Genomic DNA, 24,588 nt, shown 5'->3' with positions numbered 1-24,588 from the left:
AGTAGTGTCCGGTTAGGTTGTTGCATATAAAAAGCATCTAAAATCATTGAAAAAACAGTCTGTTTTGTGTTGACAAATGTGCGTAAAAATTTTTGTGCGCCTTGAAAATTTAACTCAAGGAGCTCAAATGACGCACATCTCAGTCCCTAAAAAACAACTACGGTCCCTGAACTTTGACAATTTCAGGTGCCCTCTGATAAAGTCACTTTCAAAAGCACCGGAATTACAATCTCGAGGAGACCGCCCTTTAAAAATGACATTCGAAGACCAGATAAATGCTTTGGTTTATTTCCATCTTCAGGAGCACAAGTCTGCCCGACATTTAATTCAGGATCTCAAGGAGAATGTTTTTGCTAAAGAAAATATTGCGCCAGACGGTGGTATCAGCCGTAGTAGTTTCTGTGAAGCCATCAATCACAGGGGACTCGAACAACTGCAATTTATCTTTGAGGATCTTTATAAACAGGCTCTTGAGTGTCATCCGGGTGAACACGCCGAGTTAGGAGAGTTGGTTTCCATTGACGGTAGTCTCATAAATGCAGTCCTTTCAATGCACTGGGCGAACTACAGAAAAGGAAGTAAAAAAGCCAAAGTACATTGCGGATTTGACATTAATCACGGAATCCCAAACAAAATCTTTTTGACTGAAGGCAACGGCGCTGAACGCACTTTTGTTCCCAAAATACTTTCCAAGGGGCAAACAGGTGTTATGGATCGTGGATATCAATCCCATAAAGAATTTGACCTGCTTCAGGAGCAAGGCAAACATTTTGTCTGCCGTATAAAAACCAGGACAACAAGAACAATTATTGATAACCACGAGACCCCTTCCGACAGCTACATTTTTTATGATGCACTGGTTAAACTTGGTACTCCGAATCAAAACCAGACGAAAAGGCCTGTTCGGGTTGTTGGCTATAAAATTGCTGGCGTCAAATACTATGTGGCAACTGACAGGCATGATTTAACAGCGGAACAAATAGCAACAATTTATAAACTCCGGTGGACCATTGAGGATTTTTTCAAATGGTGGAAAGAACATCTGAAGGTATATCATCTCATTGCCCGCAGTGAATACGGCCTTATGGTTCAGATTCTTGGCGGCCTTATCACTTACCTGTTACTGGCAATCCATTGCCAAAAACAGTTTAATGAAAAGGTCACGATCAAAAGAGTTCGGCAGCTGCGAACCGCCATTCTAAATGACCTGTTTGGCTGCGAGGAGTAGGGCTCTCATAGTTCAAACAGGGACAATATTGTCAAAGATCAAAAAATTATTGAGCAAGCAAAAACCTAACCGGACATCACTGATTTTTTCTAAATCATTCAAAATGTTTTATCCACTATATCTAATTAATTGATCCGCTTAAGTACTTAATGGGGTCGGGTAAATGATATCGAATGCGGTTACCCCCGATTTTAGGACCACTTGCTTAAGTGGAATCCGCGTCCTGAAAATGGTAAGAAAGGACGCATGAAAATGACACGTAAAAGAAGACAATTTTCGGCAAAATTTAAAGTCAAAGTGGCGGTCGAAGCCATCAAGGGAATGAAGACCTTAGCCGAGCTATCAACGGCCTATAAGGTTCATCCAAATCAAATATCGGCTTGGAAGAAACAACTGCTCACCAATGCCCTAGAGCTTTTCCCATCAGGGAAAAAACGGCGGCCAAAGACCGAGGAAGAAATCACTGCCCCACTTTACGAGGAGATCGGGCGACTGAAAATGGACATCAAGTGGCTTGAAAAAAAGTTATGAGCCTGCCGGTTTCAACGCGTCGGAGTTGGGTGAAACCTGACTCCGTCTATTCGATCCGACGCCAATGTCGACTGGCAGGCGCACCTCGTTCGGGTTTCTACTATAAACCCGTCCCTGAAACAAATGAAAACCTTCTGCTGATGCGTATGATCGACGAGCAATATATGAGGCATCCGGAATTCGGTTATCCGCGCATGACGAACTGGCTCCGTGATCAGGGACACTGTACCAACCGAAAGCGGGTAGCTCGTCTGATGCAGCGTATGGGAATTCAGGCCATCACGCCAGGACCACACACAAGCAAGCCTGCTCCTGAACATAAAGTATATCCATATCTGCTTCGTAATGTTGAGATTGAACGCGTTAACCAGGTTTGGAGCACCGACATCACCTACATTCCGATGCGGCATGGGTTCATGTACCTGAATGCTGTAATCGACTGGTATAGCCGCTATGTTATTTCGTGGGAGCTGTCGAACTCATTGGACAGTCTTTTCTGCATTGCAGCGCTGGAACGGGCCTTGGAACAAGACACCCCGGAGATCTTTAACACAGACCAAGGTTCACAATTCACCTCGGATGCCTTCACGGGTGTGTTGTTAGACAAAAAAATCGCTCTGAGCATGGATGGGTGCGGACGAGCTATCGACAATGTATTCATCGAACGTCTTTGGTGGACACTCAAGTATGAGGACGTCTACCCTAAAGCTTACAGCGATGGGCACTCGCTGTACAGAGGGCTGGATGCCTATTTCTGCTACTATAACTGCGAGCGGAAGCATTCTGCACTGGACAAGCAAACCCCAGCTGAGGTATTCATCAAAGGGACAGTCACAAAAGGAGGTCATAAGAAATTATGATCAAATATGCCTCCGGCGGCCCTACTGGGTATATGTTCCGCGCTAAGGCGCGAGGATTTAACGCATTAAGGACAGAAACATGGGAAAGAGAGCAGCATAAAAAACGAGCGGCTCGTAGGTCGCCTATATTACTAAACAAGAGAGCGCAGTTTCCACTTAAGAAATCTCGTTTCGTGGTTTAAGATTGGGGGTAGGCGCAGAACAAGGAATTGAACGGTTCCGTTTAGCTGCGGTGTATGCGGGTGGCGCATATCATTCAAAAAATGGATATTTAAAAATTCCTTGAAAATAAGTTATTATCTTGACCGCATATCATTCCTTTTTGGGATGATATCTTTATTTGGATATCATGATGAAAATAATACCACAAGCGTTGCTGAAATCATTTGGCGGGCGGTTAAATGCAGATCATGCGCCTTTGGATCTGCATGGGTTTTGCGAAAGATCGCTGGGGGTTTGGCAACTGACCATGTCAAAGACTTTACCTTGCAGTGGAACAAAAGGTAGGGACGTTTTCAACGCTGGGGCTGCAATTCATGACGGCAAAAAAACAAGGCAGGAACCCTGGTTCTGCCGGGATGGATCATGCCGGGGCTTGACCGGCAGATTAAGATGGTAAGAAAAATACACCGGCAGGATCTTAAACCTCCGGTGGTTTAAAGCCATTTACCCTTGGTCAGTCAGATCCGGGAAGACCTGGGTCAGACTGACCAAGGGTACAAACGGTTTTGCCAGGCACCTGGTCCGGGCGGCCATGAGTTTCAGATAATAGCTCCGCCCTGTCCATTACCTTAAAAGAGCTGATGGATAAAAGATAGCAATGCCATAGTAAATTTTCCGACAAAATACAATACAACAATTTCAGGGCATTGCGTTCAAGTCTCTTATATTCATTTCAAGGCAATGAAAACAAGTTTTTTCTCCTATCCAAAAACAATCTTGAAAACATCTTTATACTTTCCGGCAAAGTGAAACTGAATCCCTTCTTTTATATGGCCGGGCAGTTTTAGATGCTCGCTGCGGCAGCCTTCAGGCAGAATGATCTCCTTGATGCCGGTTCTCCGGGCAGCAATAATTTTTTCTTTTATCCCGCCCACGGGCAGAACATCCCCGGTCAGGGTGATTTCCCCTGTCATGGCCAGGGGACGGTCAATCTGCCTGCCCGAGGCAAGGGAGACCAGGGCTGTGGAAATGGTCACCCCGGCACTGGGCCCGTCCTTGGGCGTGGCCCCTTCAGGCACATGGAGATGGATAAAAGAGGTGTCAAAATAATCCGGGTCTATGCCGTAGGTTTTGGCATTGGACCTGACATGGGAAAGGGCAATTGATGCGGATTCCTGCATCACCTCCCCGAGCTTGCCCGTCAGCTTAAAGCCCGGATTTTTTTCATGCACCCTCACGGCCTCTATGGACAGGGTGGCCCCGCCCATCTGGGTCCAGGCAAGTCCTGTGACGATCCCCACCCCTTTCATCTGTTTTTCAGGCTTGAATATGGGCGGTCCCAGCAAATCTTCCAAAGATTTAATATTGATCCGGACCTGTTTGAGCTTTTCCTTTAATATCCTGACAATACTCTTGCGGATAATCTTGTTGAGCTGCTTTTCAAGATTTCTCACCCCTGCTTCCCTTGCATATCCTTCAATGAGATGACGGATGGTGGGATCGGTGATGGTAATGGTCGAGGCGTTGAGCTTGTTGCGTTTGAGCAGCCGTGGCCAGAGATGTTTTCTGGCAATTTCAAGTTTTTCAGCCGTAATATACCCGGATAAATTAATCCGGTCCATCCGGTCCAGCAGGGGAGAGGGAATAGTATCCAGGGTATTGGCCGTACAGATGAACAAGACCTTGGACAAATCCACTCTCAAGTCCAGGTAATGATCTAAAAATTCAGAATTTTGTTCCGGATCCAGAACCTCGAGCAGGGCTGAGGCCGGATCCCCCTGGTAGGAGGCGCCGATTTTATCGACCTCGTCCAGCATGATCACCGGGTTGGCCACCTTTGTATCTTTTAAGGCCTGAACCAGTTTTCCGGGCATGGCCCCGACATAGGTCCGCCTGTGCCCCTTGATCTCGGCCTCATCTCTCATGCCTCCCAAAGAGAACCTGAAAAACTTTCGTCCCAGGGCTTCGGCTATGGACTTGCCGATGGAGGTCTTGCCCACACCCGGAGGCCCCACAAAAAGAATGATAGACCCTGAAATATCTTTTTTATATACCCCTGCGGCAAAGAATTCGATAATCCGTTCTTTTACGTCTGAAAGCCCTGCATGATCCCGCTCAAGAACTTTTTCCGCCCGCTCTATATCAATGTTGTCCGTTGAGTGGACCCCCCAGGGAAAGGAGGTGATCCAGTCCAGATAATTACGGGTCACCCCGTATTCGGATGATCCGGTTTCAAGAACGGATAGCTTTTCAATCTCCTCTTCAAAGCGGGCCGTCACATGTTCAGGCGGATCCAGGGCCTCAAATTTTTCCTTGAACTTGTCCACATCCGAGGTTTTGTCGTCTTTTTGAATCCCCAGTTCTTTTTGGATGGCCTTGAGCTGTTCTTTGAGAAAAAACTTGCGCTTGTTGTCATCTACCTGGGTATTGATGTCCTTTTGAATCTTGGTCTGGAGCTTGGCAATCTCTATTTCCTTTTTTAAAAACATCATCACCTTTTTCATCCGGGCAATAACGGACTCAGTCTCCAGAACATCCTGAAGCTCATCTCCCCCGGCCGTGGTAATGCCTGCGGCAAAATCGGTCAAAGGCGAGGGCTGGTCCGGGGAAAACCGTCCCAGGTACTGCTTGAGCTCCTCTGAATACAAGGGGTTTAAGGACAATAGCTGTTTAATGGAAGAAATAATGGAAATGGCATAGGCCTTGAGTTCCTCTTCATTTTCCCGGACCGGCTTAAGGTATTCCACCTGGGCCACAAAGGGGGGTTTGTCTGAGAGGAATTTTTTAATTTTAAACCGCTCAAGCCCCTGGGCGATAAACTGGATATTGCCTTCCACATCCACGATATTGAGCATCCGGACCACGCAGCCGATCTTGGGAAAGTCCTTGGTATACACATACTTGCCCTTGACCTCTTTGAGATAGGAAAGTCCCAGAAGGTTCTGGGATTCCTTGGAGGCTTTGACCAGGGTTGGTTCCCACCGCTGCTTGCTCACAATCAACGGCTGAACCTGGGCCGGAAGATGGGGCCGTCCGGTGATGGGAACCAGATACAAAATATCGGGTTTAACACTTTGGGTAACCAGATCCCCTTTGGCATTTTCTTCTTCATCAATAACGATTTCAGGTGTAATGGGTTTGCTGTCATCACTCATGGGGTCACCTCAATGTCTTGTTTTCAGGTTTTGGCTGATGTGCAAAGATTCTTTGAACACATTTATATACTATAATCAAAAATCTGGGTAAGACAATACTAAGTTTTACTTTTCCCTGGCCAAAAAAAATTTCCGCCATTGAAAATCCAAAGATCGGATCAAAAACAATGGCGGAAATTGGGCAGAACAAAAATTATTTATTCAAAAAGATATTGTCCGGGTCACAGGCGTTTCCCGGTCCCTTTCCAGTACACCCGGAGCAGTTGCCTGTGCATCCGCCCTCCCCTTTATAGGTTTTGACAAATCCTTTGATGATGAACCCAAAGGCCCCTGCCACAATCAGCCATACAATCAGGTTTTCCATTTATTTATCTCCCTTGCACTGTTAATTAAAAATCAAAGACCCGATCTGAAAGGTCAATACAGACAGCCCAAAGGCCAGAACCGTGTTAAAGGCCACGGAAAACCCGGCCCATTTCCAGGACCCTGTTTCCCGAGCAATACAGACCACGGTCATAAAACAGGGGGCATAAAAAATGGTGAAAATCATCAGAGAAAATGCCGTAACAGGCCCCCATCCGGGTGCAGACTTCAGCCGCTCCCCCAAGGAACCGGTCTCTTCGGGATCCACTTCTCCCAAAGAATAGGCTGTTCCCAGAGTGGAGACCACCACTTCCTTGGCGGCAAATCCGCCCACCAGGGCAATATTGGTCCGCCAGTCAAATCCGGCCAGACCGGATATCCCTTCCATGGCCACACCAATGCGGCCGGCAATTGAATTTTTCAAACCGGCCTGGGCAGAGAGAGTTTCATCATCCCCGGCAGCTGCATCCAGTTCTGCCATGATCTGGGCAGGCACGGCCTGGGTAACGGCCTCTTGTTTTGCCTGAAATTCTGATACCTTTGCCGCATCAAGGCCGGGAAAAGTCATCATGGCCCAGAGCAGGATGGAAATCCCCAAAATGACCGTGCCCGCCTTTTTCATGTACTGCCAGGTCCGCTCCCAGGTATGGGTGAACAGTCCTTGCAGGGTGGGCAGACGGTAAGGGGGAAGCTCCATGACAAAAGGCGTGGCTTCGCCTTTAATAATGGTGGACCTGAACAGCTTTGCCACCAGCAGGGCACCGACCCAGGAAATCAGGGTCAGTATGAGCATGACCTGGGCCTGGTTTTCGGCAAAAAACGCCGCCACCAGCAGGGCATAGACCGGCAGTTTGGCGCCGCAATTCATAAAGGGCACCGTGAGCAGGGTGGCCAGGCGCTCCTTGGGTGATTTCAGGGTTCTTGCCGCCATGACCCCGGGCACAGCGCAGCCGCCTGCAATACCACCGGACACGATAAAGGCCATGACAGAACTGCCGTGAAGGTCGAACATCCTGAAGATCCGGTCCAGCATAAAAGCCATCCGGGCAAGATATCCTGAATCCTCCAAAAAGGAGATCCCCAAAAACATGAACATGATCAGGGGAACAAAGCCTAGAACACCGCCCACCCCGTCAATGATCCCTGAAATCACAAAGGATTTTAAGAGGCTGTCGGGAAGACCTGCTTCTGCTGCGGCCTTGAGCCAGCCGAAAAAGGCTTCAAACCATTGGGTGGGCAAGACAGAATAAGTAAAGGTAAAATGATAGAGCCCCAGAATAATGCCCACCATGATCAACGGCCCGAAAAACCGGTTGGTCAGAACCTTGTCAATCTGGTCGGACCGCTGAAGCCGGTTCCGGTCATGGGCATAGGCCACCACATTCTGCTTGAGCAATGCATTGATAAACCCGTACCGCTGGTCTGCAATCATCCCTTCAGGGTGGGTATCGTGGGTCATGGCCAGGTGGGCGGCCAAACGGGCGGTCACCCCGGCCAGTTTCGTGGCCACCGCTTTATTCTCACCCAAGCCGTTTTTAATGATCTGTTCATCATTTTCAAGGTATTTTAAGGCGGTCCACCGGGCCGGGTAGGTGTGCACCATGAAATCTGAGTCACGAATCAGTTTTTCCATCTCATCCAGGGCCTGATCAATATCGGCACCATAGGAGATTTTCAAAGGCTTTGGGGGCAATCCTGTCTGGTCGGCAATGGCCTGTAGAAGTTCGGGCTTTCCTTTTCCGGCACGGGCCACCGTAGGAATCACCGGCACCCCCAGCAAGCGGGATAATTTATCCACATCGATTTTGATCCCCCGCTTGTCCGCCACATCCATCATGTTCAGGGCCAGGCAGACCGGTACCCCCATTTCCAGAAACTGTATAGTAAGGTAAAGGTTGCGTTCCAGGTTGGAGGCATCCACGATATTGATAATATAATCGGGCTCTTCATTTACAATGATAATCTCTGGCCACCACCTCTTCCAAAGAATAGGCGGTCAGAGAATAGGTCCCGGGCAGGTCAACCACCTCAAACCGGCCGGCATCGGAGACGCAGGTCCCCTGTTTTTTTTCAACGGTGACCCCGGGGTAATTACCCACCTGCTGCCGTGCGCCTGTAAGTGCATTAAAAAGGGTTGTCTTGCCGGAATTGGGATTTCCCGCCAATGCAATGGCTGTATTCATCTTAATCTACCTCCACCAGAATATGGTCCGCTTCATTATTCCGCAGGGTCAGGGTAAAGCCCATGATCCTCAATGACACAGGGTCTTGCAAAGGGGCTTTGCCCTGCACCCGTATCTCTTTTCCGGGCACAAGGCCCATGTCCCTGATCCGCCGTCCCAGTTCCCCGGAGGCTTTAACCGAGGTAACCACACCGGTTTGATTCACCTGCATTTTCCGCAAATTAATTGTCCCCATTATTTTCTCCTGTTTGATCGAGCAATGTTCAACATTATTAAAACTCAAAGTTTTATACACATAACTTTTAGACATATCAACAACATCGTCAAGACATTTAATAAATTAACCACTCAGCTAATTTTTTTTAAATGGAACCATCATTCTTTTCCGTGTCGTGCAAAACGCAAGGGCTTGAAGGGGAGGTATAGCAGAGCAAACAATTACTTGAACAAGGATTTATACAACTTATATTTTCCCCATGAGATATTCATCAGATTTACGCAAACGCGTTATAGATTTTGTAGAAAATGGAGGAAGCAAGACGGAAGCTGCCAGTCAGTTTAATGTATCCCGTGGAATTGTTCACAACTGGACGTCTGCCGAAGATGGTTTGTCATACAAGAAACCCGGTCCAAAAGGACCACGAAGTTTGGATCTGGAAGCTTTGCGCCTCCATGTGGAGACAAATGATGACATGACACAATCGGAAAGGGCGCAGCATTTCGGAGTATCCCGTGCCTGTATCTGGTATAATATGAAACAACTCGGAATCACTCGAAAAAAAAGATGACGGGATACAGGGAGCGAAGCGACAGCAAAAGAAAGGCATATCTTCGTCTTCGTGAACGTTATATACGTCGTTGCAAAACGTTTGTTTATGTTGATGAAAGCGGCTTTTCGCCTTATACAACTCGTCGCTATGGATATGCTCTCAAAGGGCAGCGTGTTCATGGTTTGATTGCAGGAACAAAGCACCCTCGAACGTCTTTGATTGCTGCCCGCATCGAATATAGTTTTGAAGAACCATTTTTGTTTCAGGGAACATGCAATGCGGATATCTTTAATGCTTGGATCGAACACCAGTTGAGTCCACATCTGAACGATAATCATATCGTTGTGATGGATAACGCATCCTTCCACAAGGGCGAAGAAACCAAATATTTGATAGAAAGAACTGGTGCAGCTCTTTTGTTTTTGCCCCCGTATTCACCGGATCTCAATCCGATTGAACACGATTTTGCGGCCCTAAAAACCATCCGTGAATACAATGAAAACGAAACGATTGATGAAATTATCAGGATGTATAAATAATTATCGGCATTGCTATAAAAGTCCATTTCCTGTTCAGCAAAGAGGACCAGGTGTCCCGGCGCAAAAATATGGAATCAACGCCTTCTGGTGGCTTTGACGGCAATGTACACAATGCGGTTTTCTCGTGGAAATACACCCCCTGATTTCTCAGGGCGCTGCAAACAAACTTGATTTTGCCATGATGCTTGAAAAAACACTGATCCGGCCGGCAAGAATCGCCCAGAACTATGAAACATCCCTTTTTATGCACGGAGATGCGCCTGACGGGCCGGACTTTGGGGCAGGGCTAAAAAAAATTTTAAAACAGGACGCAGGCCACGCCACGTACAAGGACCAGGCCTTAAGCCTGATCCAGCAGATGGATGCCGTCCACGGCAAGACCTGAAACCCCAGCGCCAGGAGTGTCACCCTTTTTTAGCAGCCCCCCCCCAGGAGATCTTTTTTTTTGAACATGGGTCAGGCATCTTCACTATCCAAGACCTCTCTGACCTTAACGGCCATCTCTTTTTTAGAAAAAGGTTTTGAGATGAAAAAGACACCATGGTCCAGCACCCCCCGATGGGCAATAACATCAGCAGTATAACCGGACATGAAAAGAATTTTGAGATCAGGCCAAAGACTTTTAAGCTTTTCGGACAGCTCCCGGCCATTCATTTCCGGCATGACCACATCCGTTATTAAAAGGTTGAGGTGGCCCGCTTCTTTTTCAGCTAAGGCCACCGCCTCCAATGGGCTGGAAGCAGACAAGACCACATACCCGAGTTCCCGGAGCATTCTTTTCCCAAGTTTCAGGATAGACCCGTCGTCTTCAACCATCAAGACCGTCTCACCCCGGCTCAAGGGGATATCTTTGTTCTCGTCGCTAAACGCTTTGACCGCCCGGCCGTCATGGCGGGGCAGAAAAATCCTGACGGTTGTCCCTTTGTCCGGCTCACTGTATACATTGATGAATCCATTGTTCTGTTTGACAATACCATATACTGTAGAGAGCCCAAGTCCGGTGCCTTTGCCCAGCCCCTTGGTGGTGAAAAAGGGTTCAAAAATATTATCCATAATATCGGGTTCTATCCCGCTGCCATTGTCGCTCACAGCAAGCAGCAGATACTCGCCGGGAACAAACCCGGCATGGTCAGCACAATAGTTTGCATCAAAATAAATATTTTTAGTTTCAATGGTAATCTTGCCCACGTCAGCAATGGCGTCCCGGGCATTAATACCTACATTTGCAATGATCTGGTCAATCTGGGTCGGATCAATTTTCACCGGCCATACCTCCTTTCCAGGCTGCCAGACCAAGTCAATATCTTCACCGATCAGCCGGCGAAACATTTTGAGCAGACCGCCGATGGTATCGTTCAGGTCAAGGACCTTGGGATCAACGGTCTGCTTGCGGGCAAAGGCCAGCAATTGCCGGGTAATTTTTGTTGAACGGTTTGCGGCTGTTAAAATTTCCAGAAGGTCTTTATGAAGCGGGTCTTCCTGGCTTACCTGTTCCAGGGCCAACTCAGAATACCCAATAATAATGCTGGAAATATTGTTGTAGTCATGAGCAACGCCTCCTGCTAACCGGCCGATGGATTCCATTTTTTGGGCTTGCTGTAGCTGCATCTCCACGTGTTTTTGTTCAGTTATATTTTGAAATATCCCCTTGATTTTTACGCAGACCCCGTCTTTATACTCCGGGCGGCCGACAACACGGACCCATAGGTGCCGTCCCTTTGCCGTAACCGCCCTGAGTTTAAGATCAAATTGCTGGCTGTCGGCAATGGCTGAACCATAGGCGTTATCAAAAATTTTTCGCTCCTTTGGCGGAAAACAGGACAAAGGGTCATCAGGGACCCCCCGGATTCAATCTCAACAATTTTATAGGTCTCGCGTGTCCAGGTGACCTCACGGGTAATAAGGTCATGTTCCCATCCACCGATTTTGGCAATACTCCCCACCTCATTGAGCAGCTGCCGGCTGTTAAAAAAACGTTCTTCTGCATGCTTGCGTTGGGTGATGTCAACGATTGAGCCTTCGATATACCCCTTTTCAGGATAAATCGTAGCAGAAAAAGCGATCCAGAAAGCAACCTTATCCCTGCGAATGATTTTAGTTTCATGATCAAGGACAAATCCATTTTTTTTCAGGGTTTCCACAAGTTTTGTTCTTTGGCCGGCATCAGCCCAGGCATCGGCAGCATTAAACTCGGCCATGCAGTCCTCAACCGTTTGATACCCGGCCATGTTGGCATATCGCTGATTGATTTCAAGCAGTTTCCCGTCTGAAATCCTGGTCCTGAACAGGGCAACCTGGGCATTGTTAAACAATGCCTTGAATTTGGATTCACTATCCTTTAAAGCAGTCTCCATTTTTTTACGGGAAATGGCCTCATTTCTAAGCTGTTTATTCCAGACCAGAACAAAGCCGATTAGAACCAGAGCAATTCCCGTGACAGTCAACACCCATTTTAATACATAATTTTTATCTATACCGTATTCATACCGGACAGAAAGCCACTTGTTCAAAATGGCGGCATGTTCCTCCGATCTCATGGAAGCCAGTGTTTTATTGATGATGCTGGCCAGTTCCGGCCAGTCAGAGCGTATGCCCATGGCCTGGTTGTGATTGCCAAACGGGGTGGGGGCGGCCACCTTTATATTTGTGTATCCTTTGGTCTGTATGGTATAGGTGGTTGATAAGAGGTTGCCGATATAGGCGTCAGCCAAGCCTGTGGACAGATCTCTAATGGGGATTTGAGCAAAATTTTCCCGCCTGGCTGAAACCACTTTCAGCTTGATGTCAGGATAATTTTGTTTCAAAATCAGGTGCATTGCATACCCCTCTTCAACAGCAATGGTTTTCCCTTTTAAATCCTTCATTGAACTGACAAAGTCCGCATCTGACCGGGTGAATATAACCCATGGAGCAAAGATATACTCATCGGTAAAAATCATATCTTTTTGGCGCTTTTCAGTAATTTTTACGGTTGGAACCAGGTCCACAACCTCATGCTGTTTTATATATTCAAGTGCTTGGGGCCAGGTTACTTCAGAGCTATGAACATATTTGATTTTAATACCGTGAACACCAAATATCTGTGTCAGATAATCTATGGCAATGCCCTGAATTTTTCCATCAGTCAGCATAAATGGCGGCGAATTGCCTAACCGGACCCGGACAGTATGATTCTGGTTTATCCAGGCTTTTTCCCGGGGGCTTAAATTTACGATTGAATCACTTGCCGAACACGGCGAAGCGATAACAAGAGATATAATCCAAATGAAATGAACAATAGCAATGCGCATTTTTTTGTTTAACCTTTTTTCATGGCGCGAGTCATACAGCATCTTTTTTGTGCGAATTTGATTAACTTTACACAAATAAGCCTGAAAAGGCAATCTCATGAACCCTGATCCACCACACAGCACCATCTTCTTGGTTACCTGCGTTTGCTCCTCCCTGCGAAGTATGACTTATACACCTCACTCGTCGCTCACTTGGCGCCGCAATTCAGTGGTGAGTGTTTTAACCCGAATATTTCATGAAATTTTAAGTATTTTGCCAAAAAGTTATTTCATTGCAACTGGTTGTGTCATTTTTTAAGTCGTTTCCCATTATACAAAACCTCACCTCCGGGCAAAGCGTTTTACCTCATCTGCTGCGTTACAGTCCGCTCGCAGTAAAGGAATAGGGCTTCTCGGTCTTGGCCTTACCGTTAAGGCAAAAACGCTTTGTAAAATATGCGGGTTAAAGCGACAAACCGTTCTGATGTTTGCAAGCTCAAAGTTAATAATACTTTATGGCGACAGCTAAAATCACAAAACCGGATATTGATAAGACCATATAAAATACGCCGATCAAAGCTGCTTTTTTTTCAGTATAAAACAATGTTTTATGATGGGTATCCCGTATTTTTCTTTTTATTATTCCCGCAAACAAGCCATAGAAAAAAAGATAACCCAAATAAAAAACAGAAAGAATCAAGATGAGTATAAATATTAAATTTTGCATTTAGCCCCCCATGAAAAATATGCCGGGTGAATTGGCCGTTGCCATGATTCATATCACTCCATATTTTTTATCTTTTCAGGGTCTTGGGCGGCAACCCAGCAGATTTTGTTGGACGCCTCTATTTGTTTTCCATTGGGGCCGTATAATATACCATAGGGAATACCTCTGATCTTAAACTGGGCTGAAACAGGAGATTTCCAATCTTTAATATTGATCCGTCTGACACCAAACCAATTTGATTTTTTATTTGCAGCCTCCAACGGAGGCATGAGTTTACGACAGCCCCCTCACCAGTCTACATAAAAGAGAAAAAGGGTATATCTGCCAGGTATGAGGTGATCGTTTATCTCTATTTTTTCTCCATTGCTGATGGTCGCTTCTGCCAGGTAGTTTCCATCCGTCTTGGTTTCAACAACCTTGGACCCCGGCCGCCAAATTAAAAAAGCCGCACCCACTAAAAGGACAAGAACCAAGAACCTTGTCCCCCTATTCGAGCGAACGATCACATCCTGTTCCGTCCCGTCAAAAGTATATCCGCATACCTGACAATCAATATCATTTTCAAATTCAAACTCACATTGGGGACATTTTTTCATGATAGTTTCACCTTAAGTATTCAACACCCTTATCATTCATTAACGCTTGGCCCATGCCGTAAAAAACCATTATTTTTGAGATTATCCCTTTCATGGTGTTGCGCATCATGCCCTGATGTCCGGCCCGGACTGACTTCACGGCCTTAGGTTTGCTCTCACGATCAGACAGGCTGTAAATTTTATTCTTTTTTTGCCAGCCAATCTTCAGGAGCAAAAGAATATTGATAACTATTCCATCTTGAGGCAATGCCGATGTCATACCCATGGGTCAGGACCACCTGGATCAAATTTCTTTGATTTGCCTCTTTGTGGGTTTGTAAAATTGTATTTGCGATTTTAAACGCCAATTTTTCATCCTCAATATTTTCTTGTTTGATCAGTACCCGAGTATTGATATAGGTGGTTGTTTTGGATTCTCCGCCCATTGGCCTGAACGTGGAATGGCCATCATGAATGGTTGCATAAACCACTTGGGGCAGCCCTTGTATCTGATCCCGGGTCCAGGTGAGTTCAGAGAAAAATTCATTTTGGCTCATCTGCCCGATAAATATGGGTGCCAATAATGCCGCCACCATAATAATACCGCAGACGGCATAGTGCACCGAACCGACAGGTCTAAGCGGTTTAACGGATTGGGTGTTTTTTAAAACCACGTAAGTACCCGCAATCATGTCATGTAATGACTGACGGGTATTGCGGTTGAAAATGATCAGATAGAGGATGCAAAGGCCGAACCCGAAGACCAAGACAGACAAAAGATAAACCCCGACCGGGTATAAAAAAGATTCCGGGATTATGGCCCCGTTTAGAAAATATGGAAGCCCAATTACAAAATACCGAAGCGTACTTTGGGGCAAATCTAAAAATTCCCCGGTTTTGTCAACCACCTGAATTTTTAAAATTCTTTTACCCAGGGTCTGCCCCCCACCCATGCGGCTGTTGAAAATTGCAAAATAAACAACGGCAATGGGAAAACCAATCCCTCGCCCCCAAACGCCTAAGCCAACAAATTGCTGAGAAAAAAACAGGCCCAGCACAAGGCCAAAAATCCCCAGAAAGACAGAATCCATAAAAAATGCGCCCACTCTCCTCCAGAAGCCTGAAATCTCATATGGCATTTTAAATTCCTTTTTTTGAAATCAAAGGTTGGGGTTTTCCCGGCCCAAAGACCTGCAACCTCTGTTCCAGTGATAAAAAAACAATTTAATTTGGTATTTTATTTTCTTATCCAATGACATCCTCATAATTGGTCTGTGTATTTCCATTCAACCCCAGTCTGCTTGTACGGATCAATGACATAACATAAAAAACAGTAAACCATGGCAACTCCTTTTTAAATGTTGGTCATGAAAACATAAAGACCAAACCTACCTGCCAGCCAAAACTGTTTGAAGCCAGTACAGCCGATTTGTAAAACCTTAATCTATATCCCGGTCAAATTCGGTGCCAGGTTATAAGACATCTTTTAGTTCCTTAAAAGTATTCTTAACGGATCTTGCAGCTATCATCGTGTTAATAAAAATGTATATACCAGCAAAAAGAAATAGGACAATAAAGAGCGAGAGCCCAAGTATCAAATCATGAGGGTTAGAACATAAGCCCGCTAAAGCAATAACCAGTACCCAAACATACTCTGGCCAAAAAAAGTTGTACTTTAATTCAGTGATGTCCGGTTAGGTTTTTGCTTGCTCAATAATTTTTTGATCTTTGACAATATTGTCCCTGTTTGAACTATGAGAGCCCTGCTCCTCGCAGCCAAACAGGTCATTTAGAATGGCGGTTCGCAGCTGCCGAACTCTTTTGATCGTGACCTTTTCATTAAACTTTTTTTGGCAATGGATTGCCAGTAACAGGTAAGTGATAAGGCCGCCAAGAATCTGAACCATAAGGCCGTATTCACTGCGGGCAAAGGGCGTTCAAAATTCTGTGTCAGTTGAATGAAAGCTGATATACTCAGCTAAATAAGGAGAACTGACATGACCGAAGAAAACACCGAATTTGATTTTCAAAAAGCCCTTAAAGGCATCCAGGAAGGTAAACCCTTCACAGGTAAGGGCGGCGTCCTTACATCATTAATCAAAAATCTTGCTGAAGCTGCTCTTGAAGGAGAGTTGGAGTCCCATCTCGGGCAGGAAGTTTCTGCCAACCGCCGTAATGGAAAAAGCAAAAAGACCATTAAATCCCTGGATGGTAAATTTGAGCTGGAAACCCCGCGTGACAGGGCCGGAACCTTCTCTCCACAGATCGTCAAAAAACATCAGACAACGCTCAGCGATGAAATTGAAAGAAAGATAATAGCCCTTTACGGCCTGGGCATGAGTTATAATGATATGGCTTCCCATTTACAGGAAATCTATGGACTTGAGATTTCAAATGCCACTCTGAGCACCATTACCGATAAAATCATCCATACCGTCAAAGAATGGCAGGCCAGGCCGTTGGAAAATGTGTACCCAATCGTATGGCTTGATGCCATACATTATAAAGTACGAGAAAACGGAAAGGTCGGCAGCAAAGCCGTTTACACAATTCTTGGGGTGAATATCGAGGGCCGCAAAGAGGTTCTTGGGCTGTACATATCCGAGAATGAGGGTGCGAACTTCTGGCTGCAGGTGTTAACAGACCTTTCAAACCGAGGGGTAAAAGATATCCTGATTGCCTGTGTTGATGGTCTAAAAGGTTTTCCCGAGGCCATTGAGACCATATTCCCGGACACAGAAGTTCAACTCTGCGTAGTCCACCAGATCCGAAATTCATTGAAATACGTTGGTTCCAAAAATAAAAAGGAATGACAAATACCCGATTGTGATAAAATCCTGGCGGAACAACTGGGAACGCCTCAGTCATTTCTTTAAATATCCAGAAGAGATTCGACGGATAATATACACCACAAATACCATTGAGGTTGTGCATCGACAGTTTCGAAAACTGACCAAAACAAAGGGATCATTCCCGAACCAGGACAGCCTGTTAAAGCTGCTTTACATGGGGATCCAGAACGCCAGTAAAAAATGGACAATGCCGATTCAAAATTGGTCACTGACAATTTCCCAGTTGGCAATTTTCTTTGAAGGCCGGCTGGATAAAGAGCTGGAAATTTGATAGGGATTTATTTACAGATGGAAAAGATGGTTCCAGGAACTCCACTCCAGCAAAAGTCAACTCCTCCGACGTGGCTGATTGAAGGCCCATTCTCGTACCTGACTTTTACTTCCGCTGGCGCTGAGGCAGATCCGGGAACCGAAACCGTGACACAGAATTCTGAACATTCCCTGCGGGCAATGAGATGATATACCTTCAGATGTTCTTTCCACCATTTGAAAAAATCCTCAATGGTCCACCGGAGTTTATAAATTGTTGCTATTTGTTCCGCTGTTAAATCATGCCTGTCAGTTGCCACATAGTATTTGACGCCAGCAATTTTATAGCCAACAACCCGAACAGGCCTTTTCGTCTGGTTTTGATTCGGAGTACCAAGTTTAACCAGTGCATCATAAAAAATGTAGCTGTCGGAAGGGGTCTCGTGGTTATCAATAATTGTTCTTGTTGTCCTGGTTTTTATACGGCAGACAAAATGTTTGCCTTGCTCCTGAAGCAGGTCAAATTCTTTATGGGATTGATATCCACGATCCATAACACCTGTTTGCCCCTTGGAAAGTATTTTGGGAACAAAAGTGCGTTCAGCGCCGTTGCCTTCAGTCAAAAAGATTTTGTTTGGGATTCCGTGATTAATGTCAAATCCGCAATGTACTTTGGCTTTTTTACTTCCTTTTCTGTAGTTCGCCCAGTGCATTGAAAGGACTGCATTTATGAGACTACCGTCAATGGAAACCAACTCTCCTAACTCGGCGTGTTCACCCGGATGACACTCAAGAGCCTGTTTATAAAGATCCTCAAAGATAAATTGCAGTTGTTCGAGTCCCCTGTGATTGATGGCTTCACAGAAACTACTACGGCTGATACCACCGTCTGGCGCAATATTTTCTTTAGCAAAAACATTCTCCTTGAGATCCTGAATTAAATGTCGGGCAGACTTGTGCTCCTGAAGATGGAAATAAACCAAAGCATTTATCTGGTCTTCGAATGTCATTTTTAAAGGGCGGTCTCCTCGAGATTGTAATTCCGGTGCTTTTGAAAGTGACTTTATCAGAGGGCACCTGAAATTGTCAAAGTTCAGGGACCGTAGTTGTTTTTTAGGGACTGAGATGTGCGTCATTTGAGCTCCTTGAGTTAAATTTTCAAGGCGCACAAAAATTTTTACGCACATTTGTCAACACAAAACCGACTGTTTTTTCAATGATTTTAGATGCTTTTTATATGCAACAACCTAACCGGACACTACTGATAAAAACCTGAATGCCTTTATGGATAAACGATCAAATTAACCGGCCAGGACCGGCTGGATCTTTGTTTTGCCGGCAACCCAGAATAAACCTGCCCTGACTGCAGGTATTGAGTGGTCACGATAAGGAGGGTCTTATGAAAAAAATACTATTACCATGCCTGGCGGTGTTCCTTGTTTTTGCATTTGCAAATACATCCTGGGCACATAGTACCAAAGGAAGAATCAAGGTGGCTTTGGACAAGGATACCTTGGTGATTGATGATATCGCCTATTTTGCAGAATCTTATGTTCACAGGCAGTTGTACAAGGATAAATATGAACAATGGAAAAACAGGTTCTATGTGAATAGATTTATAAATGTCGAACAGGATAAAACCCATGCCGTTATCAATTTTAAAACCCTGGATATTAAAACCCAGAATATCTTTGACGATAAAATAGTCATCAACAGGCTGGAAAACGGCAGATGGGTCTACCATCCCCAGATTGGCGAAAAAAAGGTGGACTTGTATACCTATGTCAAAAAAACCACCTATTATTATCAAACCTATATTTTTCCGGTTTCCCTGGCAGGCCTTTTCATCGCTCTGTCGGGATTGGCTTTTATCCGGATTAAAAAAAGGAGGTCAGTATGAAAAAAAAAGGGTTTCTTTTATTTTTTTTAATCATTTTTGCATTCCCGGCAACAGGATTTGCCCAGACACCGATTCTGCTCTGCGACATTAATGAGAATCAATGCGAATGCCGGGGGCTGTTTTCAGATATGTCAACTGCCGCAGGTGCCCAGATTATTGTTAAAAATGATAAAGGTGAGGTTTTATTGAAAAAAAAACTAAATCGTGAGGGTGAAATTTCATTTGCCCAGCCAGATGAGCATTATACCATCATAATGAATGCAGGCCCGGGGCATGAAACAGATCCCTGGGATCCTGAAGACGCATATTAACAGGCACTCATGGTTGAAATAATAAGACAATTGATCGCCGGAAGTATTGCTCTGGGAATTATTGTTGGAAACGCCGACAATATCATGGAATTTTATGATGAAACCGTTGCAATGTCCCGGCAAATCGCCACGGCCGGAGATCTGCGTTCCATCACGATCATGCTGGATTACAGCTATATGACAAAAGGACGTTTACCCCAGCCCCACAGGTTTGAAGCCTGGATGGAAAAAAATTTCAAGGAAAACGATTTGAAAGATATTATGACCGATCATTGGGGAAACAGGCTTGTTTATCAATCCTCTAAAAAAGACAAGGCATATCTGTTAATCAGTCTGGGCCCTGACGGTATTTTAGATACCCCGGACGATATGAGGCGTACGGGCCCATAAAGACCTGATGGCAAAAACCGTTGGTGATGGCAGCACCCGGTTGAAAATTTCATATAAACACAACAATGGAATATCATGAAACAAAAAACTAAAAGAAACCGTAAGTATCTAATCAATAAAAAATTTCAATTGGGTTATGCCCTTGAAATCACGGCCATTCAGATCCCATGTATCCTGGCGACCGGCATTTCGCTATCCTGGTTTTATCTTATCTTTATGGACCGTCAGATGCAGGCCTCCTGTAATCTTCAAATATTTATTCAGATGTTTTTGCTTGTCCTTATTTTCTCCTGCGTTGTTATGTTCTTTGCCGTACGGCTGACCCACTCAATTGCAGGGCCTGTGCAGAAAACCGGGGCCGCATTAAGGCAGATTGCCAAGGGAGATCTGCCTGGGAAAAAAGTTGTATTCAGGAAAAAGGATGCTTTTCAAAACCTGTCAGATGATTTGAACCAAATAATCGAGACCTTGAAAAAAGATCGCCAGAACTGTGAAATGGTCAGACAACAACTGGCATCTCTCAGGGATGATATTGCCGCGAACACCAATCAATCGCGGTGTATGGCAAAAATAGAAGAGATGTTGAACATCATGAACCGAAAAAGGAGCTGACCATTAATATCCACTTAGAATGGTGTCTTTTGTTTTTGCACCCATTTGACACTCCAATGATTTACCTGGTTTTATTTGTCTTTGGAAGCTGTATGGGCAGTTTTGCAAATGTCTGCATTTCAAGGATTCCAAAATCATTGTCCGTGGTTTGGCCAAAATCTTTTTGCCATCATTGCAAAACCCCGGTAAAATGCCATGAAAATATTCCCATCCTAAGTTATCTTTTTCTTGGGGGAAAATGCAGACACTGCGGTGCCAAAATCGGGATGGTCTCTCTTCTGGTGGAAATAATATCCGGAGCTGCCGCCCTTTTAATTTTTTCATATCATGGCATATCTTTGGCAGGATTGTTCCTGTTTATTTTTTTTGAACTTTTGCTGATGATTTCCTGCATTGATATGGCTCACAAAATCATTCCCAATATTTTATCCCTTCCGGGAATTTTGTTATTTTTTGGGGTCTCTTTTTTACCCTGGGGGATCGGCTGGCAGGACGCCTTTTTGGGCATCATGGCCGGCGGAGGCCTTCTTTATCTGATCGCCCTTATTTATTCAAAAATCAGAAAAACCCGCGGAATGGGAGGCGGGGATCTTAAACTCCTGGCCATGGTGGGCGCCTTTACCGGCTGGCAGGGGGTCATGTTCACTCTTTTTTTAAGTTCTTTTCTCGGAACCCTCACAGGCCTTGGCATCCTTTTGACAAACCAAAATTTGAATATGAAAACCAGCCTTCCCTTTGGACCTTTTATCTCTTTTGCCGCTGTGGTGTATCTATTGTTCAAAGAGCCGTTGATTTACTGGTATCTGCATTGATTCATTCAAAAATGCATCAAACAACAAGTAGAGCCCGAGACTTCATGGTCAACCACAAACGTTTTTTCCCTGAGCGCCATCAATCACATCCCTTTGTAGCGGCGGTTTCAATTGGGCTTAAGGCATCTTAATCATGGCCTAAAAGAAATCGTAGTGATCATATCAAAACAGGGTTGAATTCATCTACCCAAAGCAGACAAGAGTTTAAATTATTATCCTGATTTTTTGGGCCCTTACCATAAATCATGAATTTATGTATAATCCTGTCACTTCAACAAAAAAGATCAATCCCCGGATGCTGTGGTCGTAAAATTTCAGAAAAACCATCAATCATAGAAGACAAAATGCCCGTTTTTAGATTTATAAAAAGATATCAAGCCTTCAGGGTATGATCAGTATATACTTGGGCAATTTTCCAGGCTTTTGATAGTCTTTTATACTTTGCTTAACAAAAACGATGTTCTTCCCCTGTTCGGCATCAAAAAATACTGAGAAATTAAAAATACCGGGTATCCACCAGATCGTTTCCTGCGAGGTAAAGGATTTGGTTCAACGCCTCTGTAAAGCTTATATCAGACTGCTTTCCTCCGCCAAAGACAGCATCCTGCACCTTGAGTCCGAACTCATCGTCTTTTAGTACGGTCAGACGTACCGACCCTGATGCAAAGCTGCCGTTTTTCAGAAGCACGTCCTCGTCTCCATCCACAATTCCGATGACGGGAATATCAAATCTTGATAAGATATCCGCAACAACCACCGTGGTGTCATCGCCCACGGTGACCACCCCTTTGGCTTGGTTGGCAAGCTGGTACACATGCATGCCGGCATGATCCAGGAACACCATGCCGTGGCCAGAGCCTTTTACCATACGCCGGATGAAACCTGTACGGCGGATGGTGGGGGTTGAAGCGAGTTTGGCCGCTTTCAGGTCAACACCGCCCAGCCGGTCCAATTTTTCAATGCCGTGCGCCTTGACATCCACCCCCTTTATCTCGCAGAGGTGACCGTTCTCGCAGGCCATTACCACTTCATCACCTGTGGCCCAACCCACCATGATCCCGTTCACCAATACAAAATCGCCTGCTTCAGCCGTTGTCATGCGACGGTAAACTCTGCCGTTTTCATCCCACACCGAGGGTTTGATTTCAATTTTCTCCATTTGGGAAAACCCTAACCGGGCAAGGAGGTTAATAATAGAAGAGGGGCACCCTGACCGCCATTCCACCCAAAAGGGCCCGGCGCACTCCACCTGCACCACCGGGGTGTTGACCCGGGTACGGTCAACCACCATGCCGCCAAAAACAAGTCCTGATTCAACGGATTTACCAAAATTAACAATTATCACCATGTCCGTGGCCCGGGAGAGTTCCTTGAGACATGCGCCCGGCATCTGATCCCAGAACTCGATCTCCTCAAGACCACTATCGAAAACTGCGGTCCGGCCCATGGTCCCAGCCAGTACACAACGGACGGCATCAAGGGCTTCAAGTATCCTGATCACCTTCTGGGCCCAGCCCGAATCAAAAACTTCAGGACCGTGAAAGAGTAGCCCTATCATTGGTTCACCCTGAATAATTTTTTATAAAGGTCTATGTGAGTCCGGCTCCAGACGGCATCATGGTCATGACCATGATTTTCCCAGTGCTGGATATTTTTCTGCCAGTGCGAGATGGGAGCGTTGTAGGAACTGACATCCCTGCCGGCCAGGACCATGAGTTCTGCGGCATGCTCAAAGGCATCCGCAGCCTGGAAATGGGCATCTTTTTCTGCACAAAACCGTCCAAGCTGTTCACACGCATGAATGCCGGCATCCCAATTTTCATTATTTTCAAATATCTGTACCAGCCGGTAAGTAAGAATTACAGCCAGATCTTGGTTTCCCGCCTTCATGGCCGCAGCAAGCCCTGCTTCCAGCGAATTTACGGCATTCCCTCCCTCGCCTCTGGCTTCATATATGTTGGCTGCATTCATATAGCCGTGGACTCCCAGGGTATAGCTTCCTTTTCGAGTTTTAAGATCTGCATAGCAGGTCCATTTTTCCGGGTTCTTGGTTTTGCGGGCCTCATGTTCCAGTCTCCGGCCCATGTAATAGGTGTCGTCTTTAACAGAATCCCAATCCATAAGTTTTTTCCTTTCTATATTTCTGGCATAACCGTTTGCCCTCAGGTCCAAATCACAAACAAAGCCCAGATCAGGGCGGCCATGATTACCATGCGCAATCCCGTTGAAACAGCCAGCACCCGCCATCCTGTCCCTGGACCGAAAATCCCTAAATAATAAGGGATGAGATACCTTAAGTTGATCCCGCTGGCCAGAAGGTTACCAACCAAAAGTGACAACACAACTTCCCGGTCTGAAATCTTTCCTGCATACAAAAGATTGCCGGCCACGGTGAATGCCCCAACATTGCTGCCCAGCCTTGTGGCCACAACGGAAAGGAAATTGGGCGACAGCGGCAAAAATGCCGTAAGGCCGGAAAGCCAGTTGTTTAAATAATCAAACATGCTGGCGTGAATAAGCACAAACATGACCGCTGTCACCGGAATAGTCGTTTTTATAACACGGAAAATTATTTTTCGGCTCTTTATCGTACTTTCAACCAAGAGCGTCCATGAAGGAGAAAGGGGTCGCTGTTTTTCGGCTGAAGGTATAAGGGTATACGGATTATCCTGCCCAAAAAGAAAACGGCCAGCCAACAAAGCTGCAATGGTTTTTAAAAGCCCGGTCAGCACTAGTAAACCATAATATACAAAGGCATATATTCCAATGAACGGGATGGCCATGGGCAGCATGGTGCGCCAGTGCATGACAATGGCTGCGATGATCAGTTCTTCGCGGGTAATACGTCCTGCCTCATGGTGCCGGACCAGCATGGCATTGCCCGCCGAAGGGGAGAGAAAAGCAGTTAAAAAACTTGCCCCGCATTCAGGTTTCAGGTGTCCCAGCCGGGTCAGGGGCCTGGTGATCCAGGCTATTTTGTTCACCCAGCCAAGCGCCACGATAAATTCAGCCCCGATCACCCCTGCGGAAAAAACCGGCACCATGGCGACCAAAAACTTCAGCGTGGAAAGGGCTGCTGCTCCCAGTAGGTCAACCATGA

Annotated in this window: 19 protein-coding genes and 6 pseudogenes; 11 read left to right on the top strand and 14 right to left on the bottom strand. The window is 45.7% G+C overall.

All coding sequences use genetic code 11. The features are described 5' to 3' along the window. Positions 1-127: 127 nt before the first annotated feature. A pseudogene (locus HUN05_12185) lies at positions 128-1,297 on the top strand (IS4 family transposase). A gap of 183 nt (positions 1,298-1,480) precedes the next feature. Continuing rightward, a pseudogene (locus HUN05_12180) lies at positions 1,481-2,619 on the top strand (IS3 family transposase). A gap of 923 nt (positions 2,620-3,542) precedes the next feature. Here HUN05_12180 and lon read toward each other — a convergent pair. The 4 genes and pseudogenes from lon to HUN05_12160 form a co-directional block, all read right to left on the bottom strand. After that, positions 3,543-5,936: an endopeptidase La gene (lon, locus tag HUN05_12175; protein WDP85794.1), complete on the bottom strand. Its 2,394-nt coding sequence runs from the start codon at positions 5,934-5,936 to the stop codon at positions 3,543-3,545. Positions 5,937-6,129: 193 nt separating this feature from the next. Beyond that, positions 6,130-6,300, bottom strand: coding sequence for a FeoB-associated Cys-rich membrane protein (locus HUN05_12170; GenBank protein ID WDP85793.1), 171 nt, complete (start codon positions 6,298-6,300; stop codon positions 6,130-6,132). Between the two features lie 21 nt (positions 6,301-6,321). Beyond that, positions 6,322-8,482: pseudogene (feoB, locus tag HUN05_12165) on the bottom strand (ferrous iron transport protein B). A 1-nt stretch (position 8,483) separates the two neighbouring features. Further along, complete coding sequence (locus HUN05_12160) at positions 8,484-8,717, bottom strand: ferrous iron transport protein A (GenBank protein WDP85792.1); 234 nt, start codon at positions 8,715-8,717, stop codon at positions 8,484-8,486. Positions 8,718-8,958: 241 nt separating this feature from the next. On the opposite strand from HUN05_12160, the gene HUN05_12155 reads away from it, so the two are divergent. From HUN05_12155 to HUN05_12145, 3 genes are all read left to right on the top strand, one after another. After that, the gene (locus HUN05_12155) at positions 8,959-9,270 is read left to right on the top strand and encodes a hypothetical protein (GenBank protein ID WDP85791.1); all 312 of its coding nucleotides are present in this window, start codon (positions 8,959-8,961) and stop codon (positions 9,268-9,270) included. Beyond that, positions 9,267-9,791 (top strand): IS630 family transposase, encoded by a 525-nt coding sequence (locus tag HUN05_12150; GenBank protein ID WDP85790.1) that lies wholly within the window; start codon positions 9,267-9,269, stop codon positions 9,789-9,791. The genes HUN05_12155 and HUN05_12150 overlap by 4 nt, the downstream gene beginning before the upstream one ends. Positions 9,792-9,915: 124 nt before the next feature. Beyond that, entirely contained in the window at positions 9,916-10,176 is a 261-nt protein-coding gene (locus HUN05_12145) for a hypothetical protein (GenBank protein ID WDP85789.1), read from the top strand. A gap of 71 nt (positions 10,177-10,247) precedes the next feature. Here HUN05_12145 and HUN05_12140 read toward each other — a convergent pair whose 3' ends face one another. From HUN05_12140 to HUN05_12115, 6 genes and pseudogenes are all read right to left on the bottom strand, one after another. Further along, positions 10,248-11,399, bottom strand: coding sequence for a response regulator (locus tag HUN05_12140; protein ID WDP85788.1), 1,152 nt, complete (start codon positions 11,397-11,399; stop codon positions 10,248-10,250). Between the two features lie 47 nt (positions 11,400-11,446). Further along, positions 11,447-12,922 carry a transporter substrate-binding domain-containing protein gene (locus tag HUN05_12135; protein WDP85787.1) on the bottom strand — a complete coding sequence of 492 codons (1,476 nt, stop codon included), beginning with the start codon at positions 12,920-12,922 and terminating at the stop codon, positions 11,447-11,449. A 918-nt stretch (positions 12,923-13,840) separates the two neighbouring features. Then, entirely contained in the window at positions 13,841-14,056 is a 216-nt protein-coding gene (locus tag HUN05_12130) for a hypothetical protein (protein ID WDP85786.1), read from the bottom strand. A gap of 18 nt (positions 14,057-14,074) precedes the next feature. Then, positions 14,075-14,383, bottom strand: coding sequence for a hypothetical protein (locus HUN05_12125; GenBank protein WDP85785.1), 309 nt, complete (start codon positions 14,381-14,383; stop codon positions 14,075-14,077). A gap of 179 nt (positions 14,384-14,562) precedes the next feature. Beyond that, a complete protein-coding gene (locus HUN05_12120; GenBank protein ID WDP85784.1) occupies positions 14,563-15,468 on the bottom strand; it encodes an RDD family protein in 906 nt (301 codons plus the stop codon). A 588-nt stretch (positions 15,469-16,056) separates the two neighbouring features. Next, positions 16,057-16,290, bottom strand: a pseudogene (locus HUN05_12115) (IS4 family transposase). Between the two features lie 69 nt (positions 16,291-16,359). Between HUN05_12115 and HUN05_12110 the strand changes: the two are divergent. Next, positions 16,360-17,485: pseudogene (locus tag HUN05_12110) on the top strand (IS256 family transposase). A gap of 172 nt (positions 17,486-17,657) precedes the next feature. Here HUN05_12110 and HUN05_12105 read toward each other — a convergent pair. After that, positions 17,658-18,599, bottom strand: a pseudogene (locus HUN05_12105) (IS4 family transposase). A gap of 263 nt (positions 18,600-18,862) precedes the next feature. Between HUN05_12105 and HUN05_12100 the strand changes: the two are divergent. The 5 genes from HUN05_12100 (at position 18,863) to HUN05_12080 (ending at position 21,488) form a co-directional block, all read left to right on the top strand. After that, on the top strand, positions 18,863-19,363 hold the full coding sequence (locus HUN05_12100; protein WDP85783.1) for a hypothetical protein: 501 nt from the start codon (positions 18,863-18,865) through the stop codon (positions 19,361-19,363). Beyond that, positions 19,360-19,674 carry a hypothetical protein gene (locus HUN05_12095; protein ID WDP85782.1) on the top strand — a complete coding sequence of 105 codons (315 nt, stop codon included), beginning with the start codon at positions 19,360-19,362 and terminating at the stop codon, positions 19,672-19,674. Before HUN05_12100 ends, HUN05_12095 begins: the two co-directional genes overlap by 4 nt. A gap of 9 nt (positions 19,675-19,683) precedes the next feature. After that, entirely contained in the window at positions 19,684-20,064 is a 381-nt protein-coding gene (locus tag HUN05_12090) for a type II secretion system protein GspG (protein ID WDP85781.1), read from the top strand. 75 nt (positions 20,065-20,139) lie between these two features. After that, positions 20,140-20,676 (top strand): methyl-accepting chemotaxis protein, encoded by a 537-nt coding sequence (locus tag HUN05_12085; GenBank protein WDP85780.1) that lies wholly within the window; start codon positions 20,140-20,142, stop codon positions 20,674-20,676. Between the two features lie 56 nt (positions 20,677-20,732). Then, a complete protein-coding gene (locus HUN05_12080) occupies positions 20,733-21,488 on the top strand; it encodes a prepilin peptidase (GenBank protein ID WDP85779.1) in 756 nt (251 codons plus the stop codon). Between the two features lie 496 nt (positions 21,489-21,984). On the opposite strand, the gene HUN05_12075 is transcribed toward HUN05_12080, so the two are convergent. From HUN05_12075 to HUN05_12065, 3 genes are read right to left on the bottom strand one after another with little or no spacing between them, the layout of a single operon-like run. Beyond that, positions 21,985-23,046: a DUF2117 domain-containing protein gene (locus HUN05_12075; GenBank protein ID WDP85778.1), complete on the bottom strand. Its 1,062-nt coding sequence runs from the start codon at positions 23,044-23,046 to the stop codon at positions 21,985-21,987. Next, on the bottom strand, positions 23,043-23,609 hold the full coding sequence (locus tag HUN05_12070; GenBank protein WDP85777.1) for a hypothetical protein: 567 nt from the start codon (positions 23,607-23,609) through the stop codon (positions 23,043-23,045). The genes HUN05_12075 and HUN05_12070 overlap by 4 nt, the downstream gene beginning before the upstream one ends. A gap of 41 nt (positions 23,610-23,650) precedes the next feature. Continuing rightward, a complete protein-coding gene (locus HUN05_12065; protein WDP85776.1) occupies positions 23,651-24,586 on the bottom strand; it encodes a hypothetical protein in 936 nt (311 codons plus the stop codon). Positions 24,587-24,588: the final 2 nt, after the last annotated feature.

The organism is Desulfobacter sp. (genome assembly GCA_028768545.1).
In the GTDB taxonomy this organism is placed as follows: domain Bacteria; phylum Desulfobacterota; class Desulfobacteria; order Desulfobacterales; family Desulfobacteraceae; genus Desulfobacter.
This window is presented reverse-complemented; position numbering and strand designations above follow the sequence as displayed.

Bases quoted from the DNA above. Each gene is read 5' to 3' on its own strand.
- HUN05_12160 (WDP85792.1), bottom strand. From the start codon at position 8,717: ATGGGGACAATTAATTTGCGGAAAATGCAGGTGAATCAAACCGGTGTG.
- HUN05_12065 (WDP85776.1), bottom strand. From the start codon at position 24,586: ATGGTTGACCTACTGGGAGCAGCAGCCCTTTCCACGCTGAAGTTTTTG.
- HUN05_12170 (WDP85793.1), bottom strand. From the start codon at position 6,300: ATGGAAAACCTGATTGTATGGCTGATTGTGGCAGGGGCCTTTGGGTTC.
- HUN05_12070 (WDP85777.1), bottom strand. From the start codon at position 23,609: ATGGATTGGGATTCTGTTAAAGACGACACCTATTACATGGGCCGGAGA.
- HUN05_12135 (WDP85787.1), bottom strand. From the start codon at position 12,922: ATGCTGACTGATGGAAAAATTCAGGGCATTGCCATAGATTATCTGACA.
- lon (WDP85794.1), bottom strand. From the start codon at position 5,936: ATGAGTGATGACAGCAAACCCATTACACCTGAAATCGTTATTGATGAA.
- HUN05_12095 (WDP85782.1), top strand. From the start codon at position 19,360: ATGAAAAAAAAAGGGTTTCTTTTATTTTTTTTAATCATTTTTGCATTC.
- HUN05_12090 (WDP85781.1), top strand. From the start codon at position 19,684: ATGGTTGAAATAATAAGACAATTGATCGCCGGAAGTATTGCTCTGGGA.
- HUN05_12140 (WDP85788.1), bottom strand. From the start codon at position 11,399: ATGCAGCTACAGCAAGCCCAAAAAATGGAATCCATCGGCCGGTTAGCA.
- HUN05_12130 (WDP85786.1), bottom strand. From the start codon at position 14,056: ATGCCTCCGTTGGAGGCTGCAAATAAAAAATCAAATTGGTTTGGTGTC.
- HUN05_12080 (WDP85779.1), top strand. From the start codon at position 20,733: ATGATTTACCTGGTTTTATTTGTCTTTGGAAGCTGTATGGGCAGTTTT.
- HUN05_12085 (WDP85780.1), top strand. From the start codon at position 20,140: ATGAAACAAAAAACTAAAAGAAACCGTAAGTATCTAATCAATAAAAAA.
- HUN05_12100 (WDP85783.1), top strand. From the start codon at position 18,863: ATGAAAAAAATACTATTACCATGCCTGGCGGTGTTCCTTGTTTTTGCA.
- HUN05_12150 (WDP85790.1), top strand. From the start codon at position 9,267: ATGACGGGATACAGGGAGCGAAGCGACAGCAAAAGAAAGGCATATCTT.
- HUN05_12125 (WDP85785.1), bottom strand. From the start codon at position 14,383: ATGAAAAAATGTCCCCAATGTGAGTTTGAATTTGAAAATGATATTGAT.
- HUN05_12155 (WDP85791.1), top strand. From the start codon at position 8,959: ATGAGATATTCATCAGATTTACGCAAACGCGTTATAGATTTTGTAGAA.
- HUN05_12075 (WDP85778.1), bottom strand. From the start codon at position 23,046: ATGATAGGGCTACTCTTTCACGGTCCTGAAGTTTTTGATTCGGGCTGG.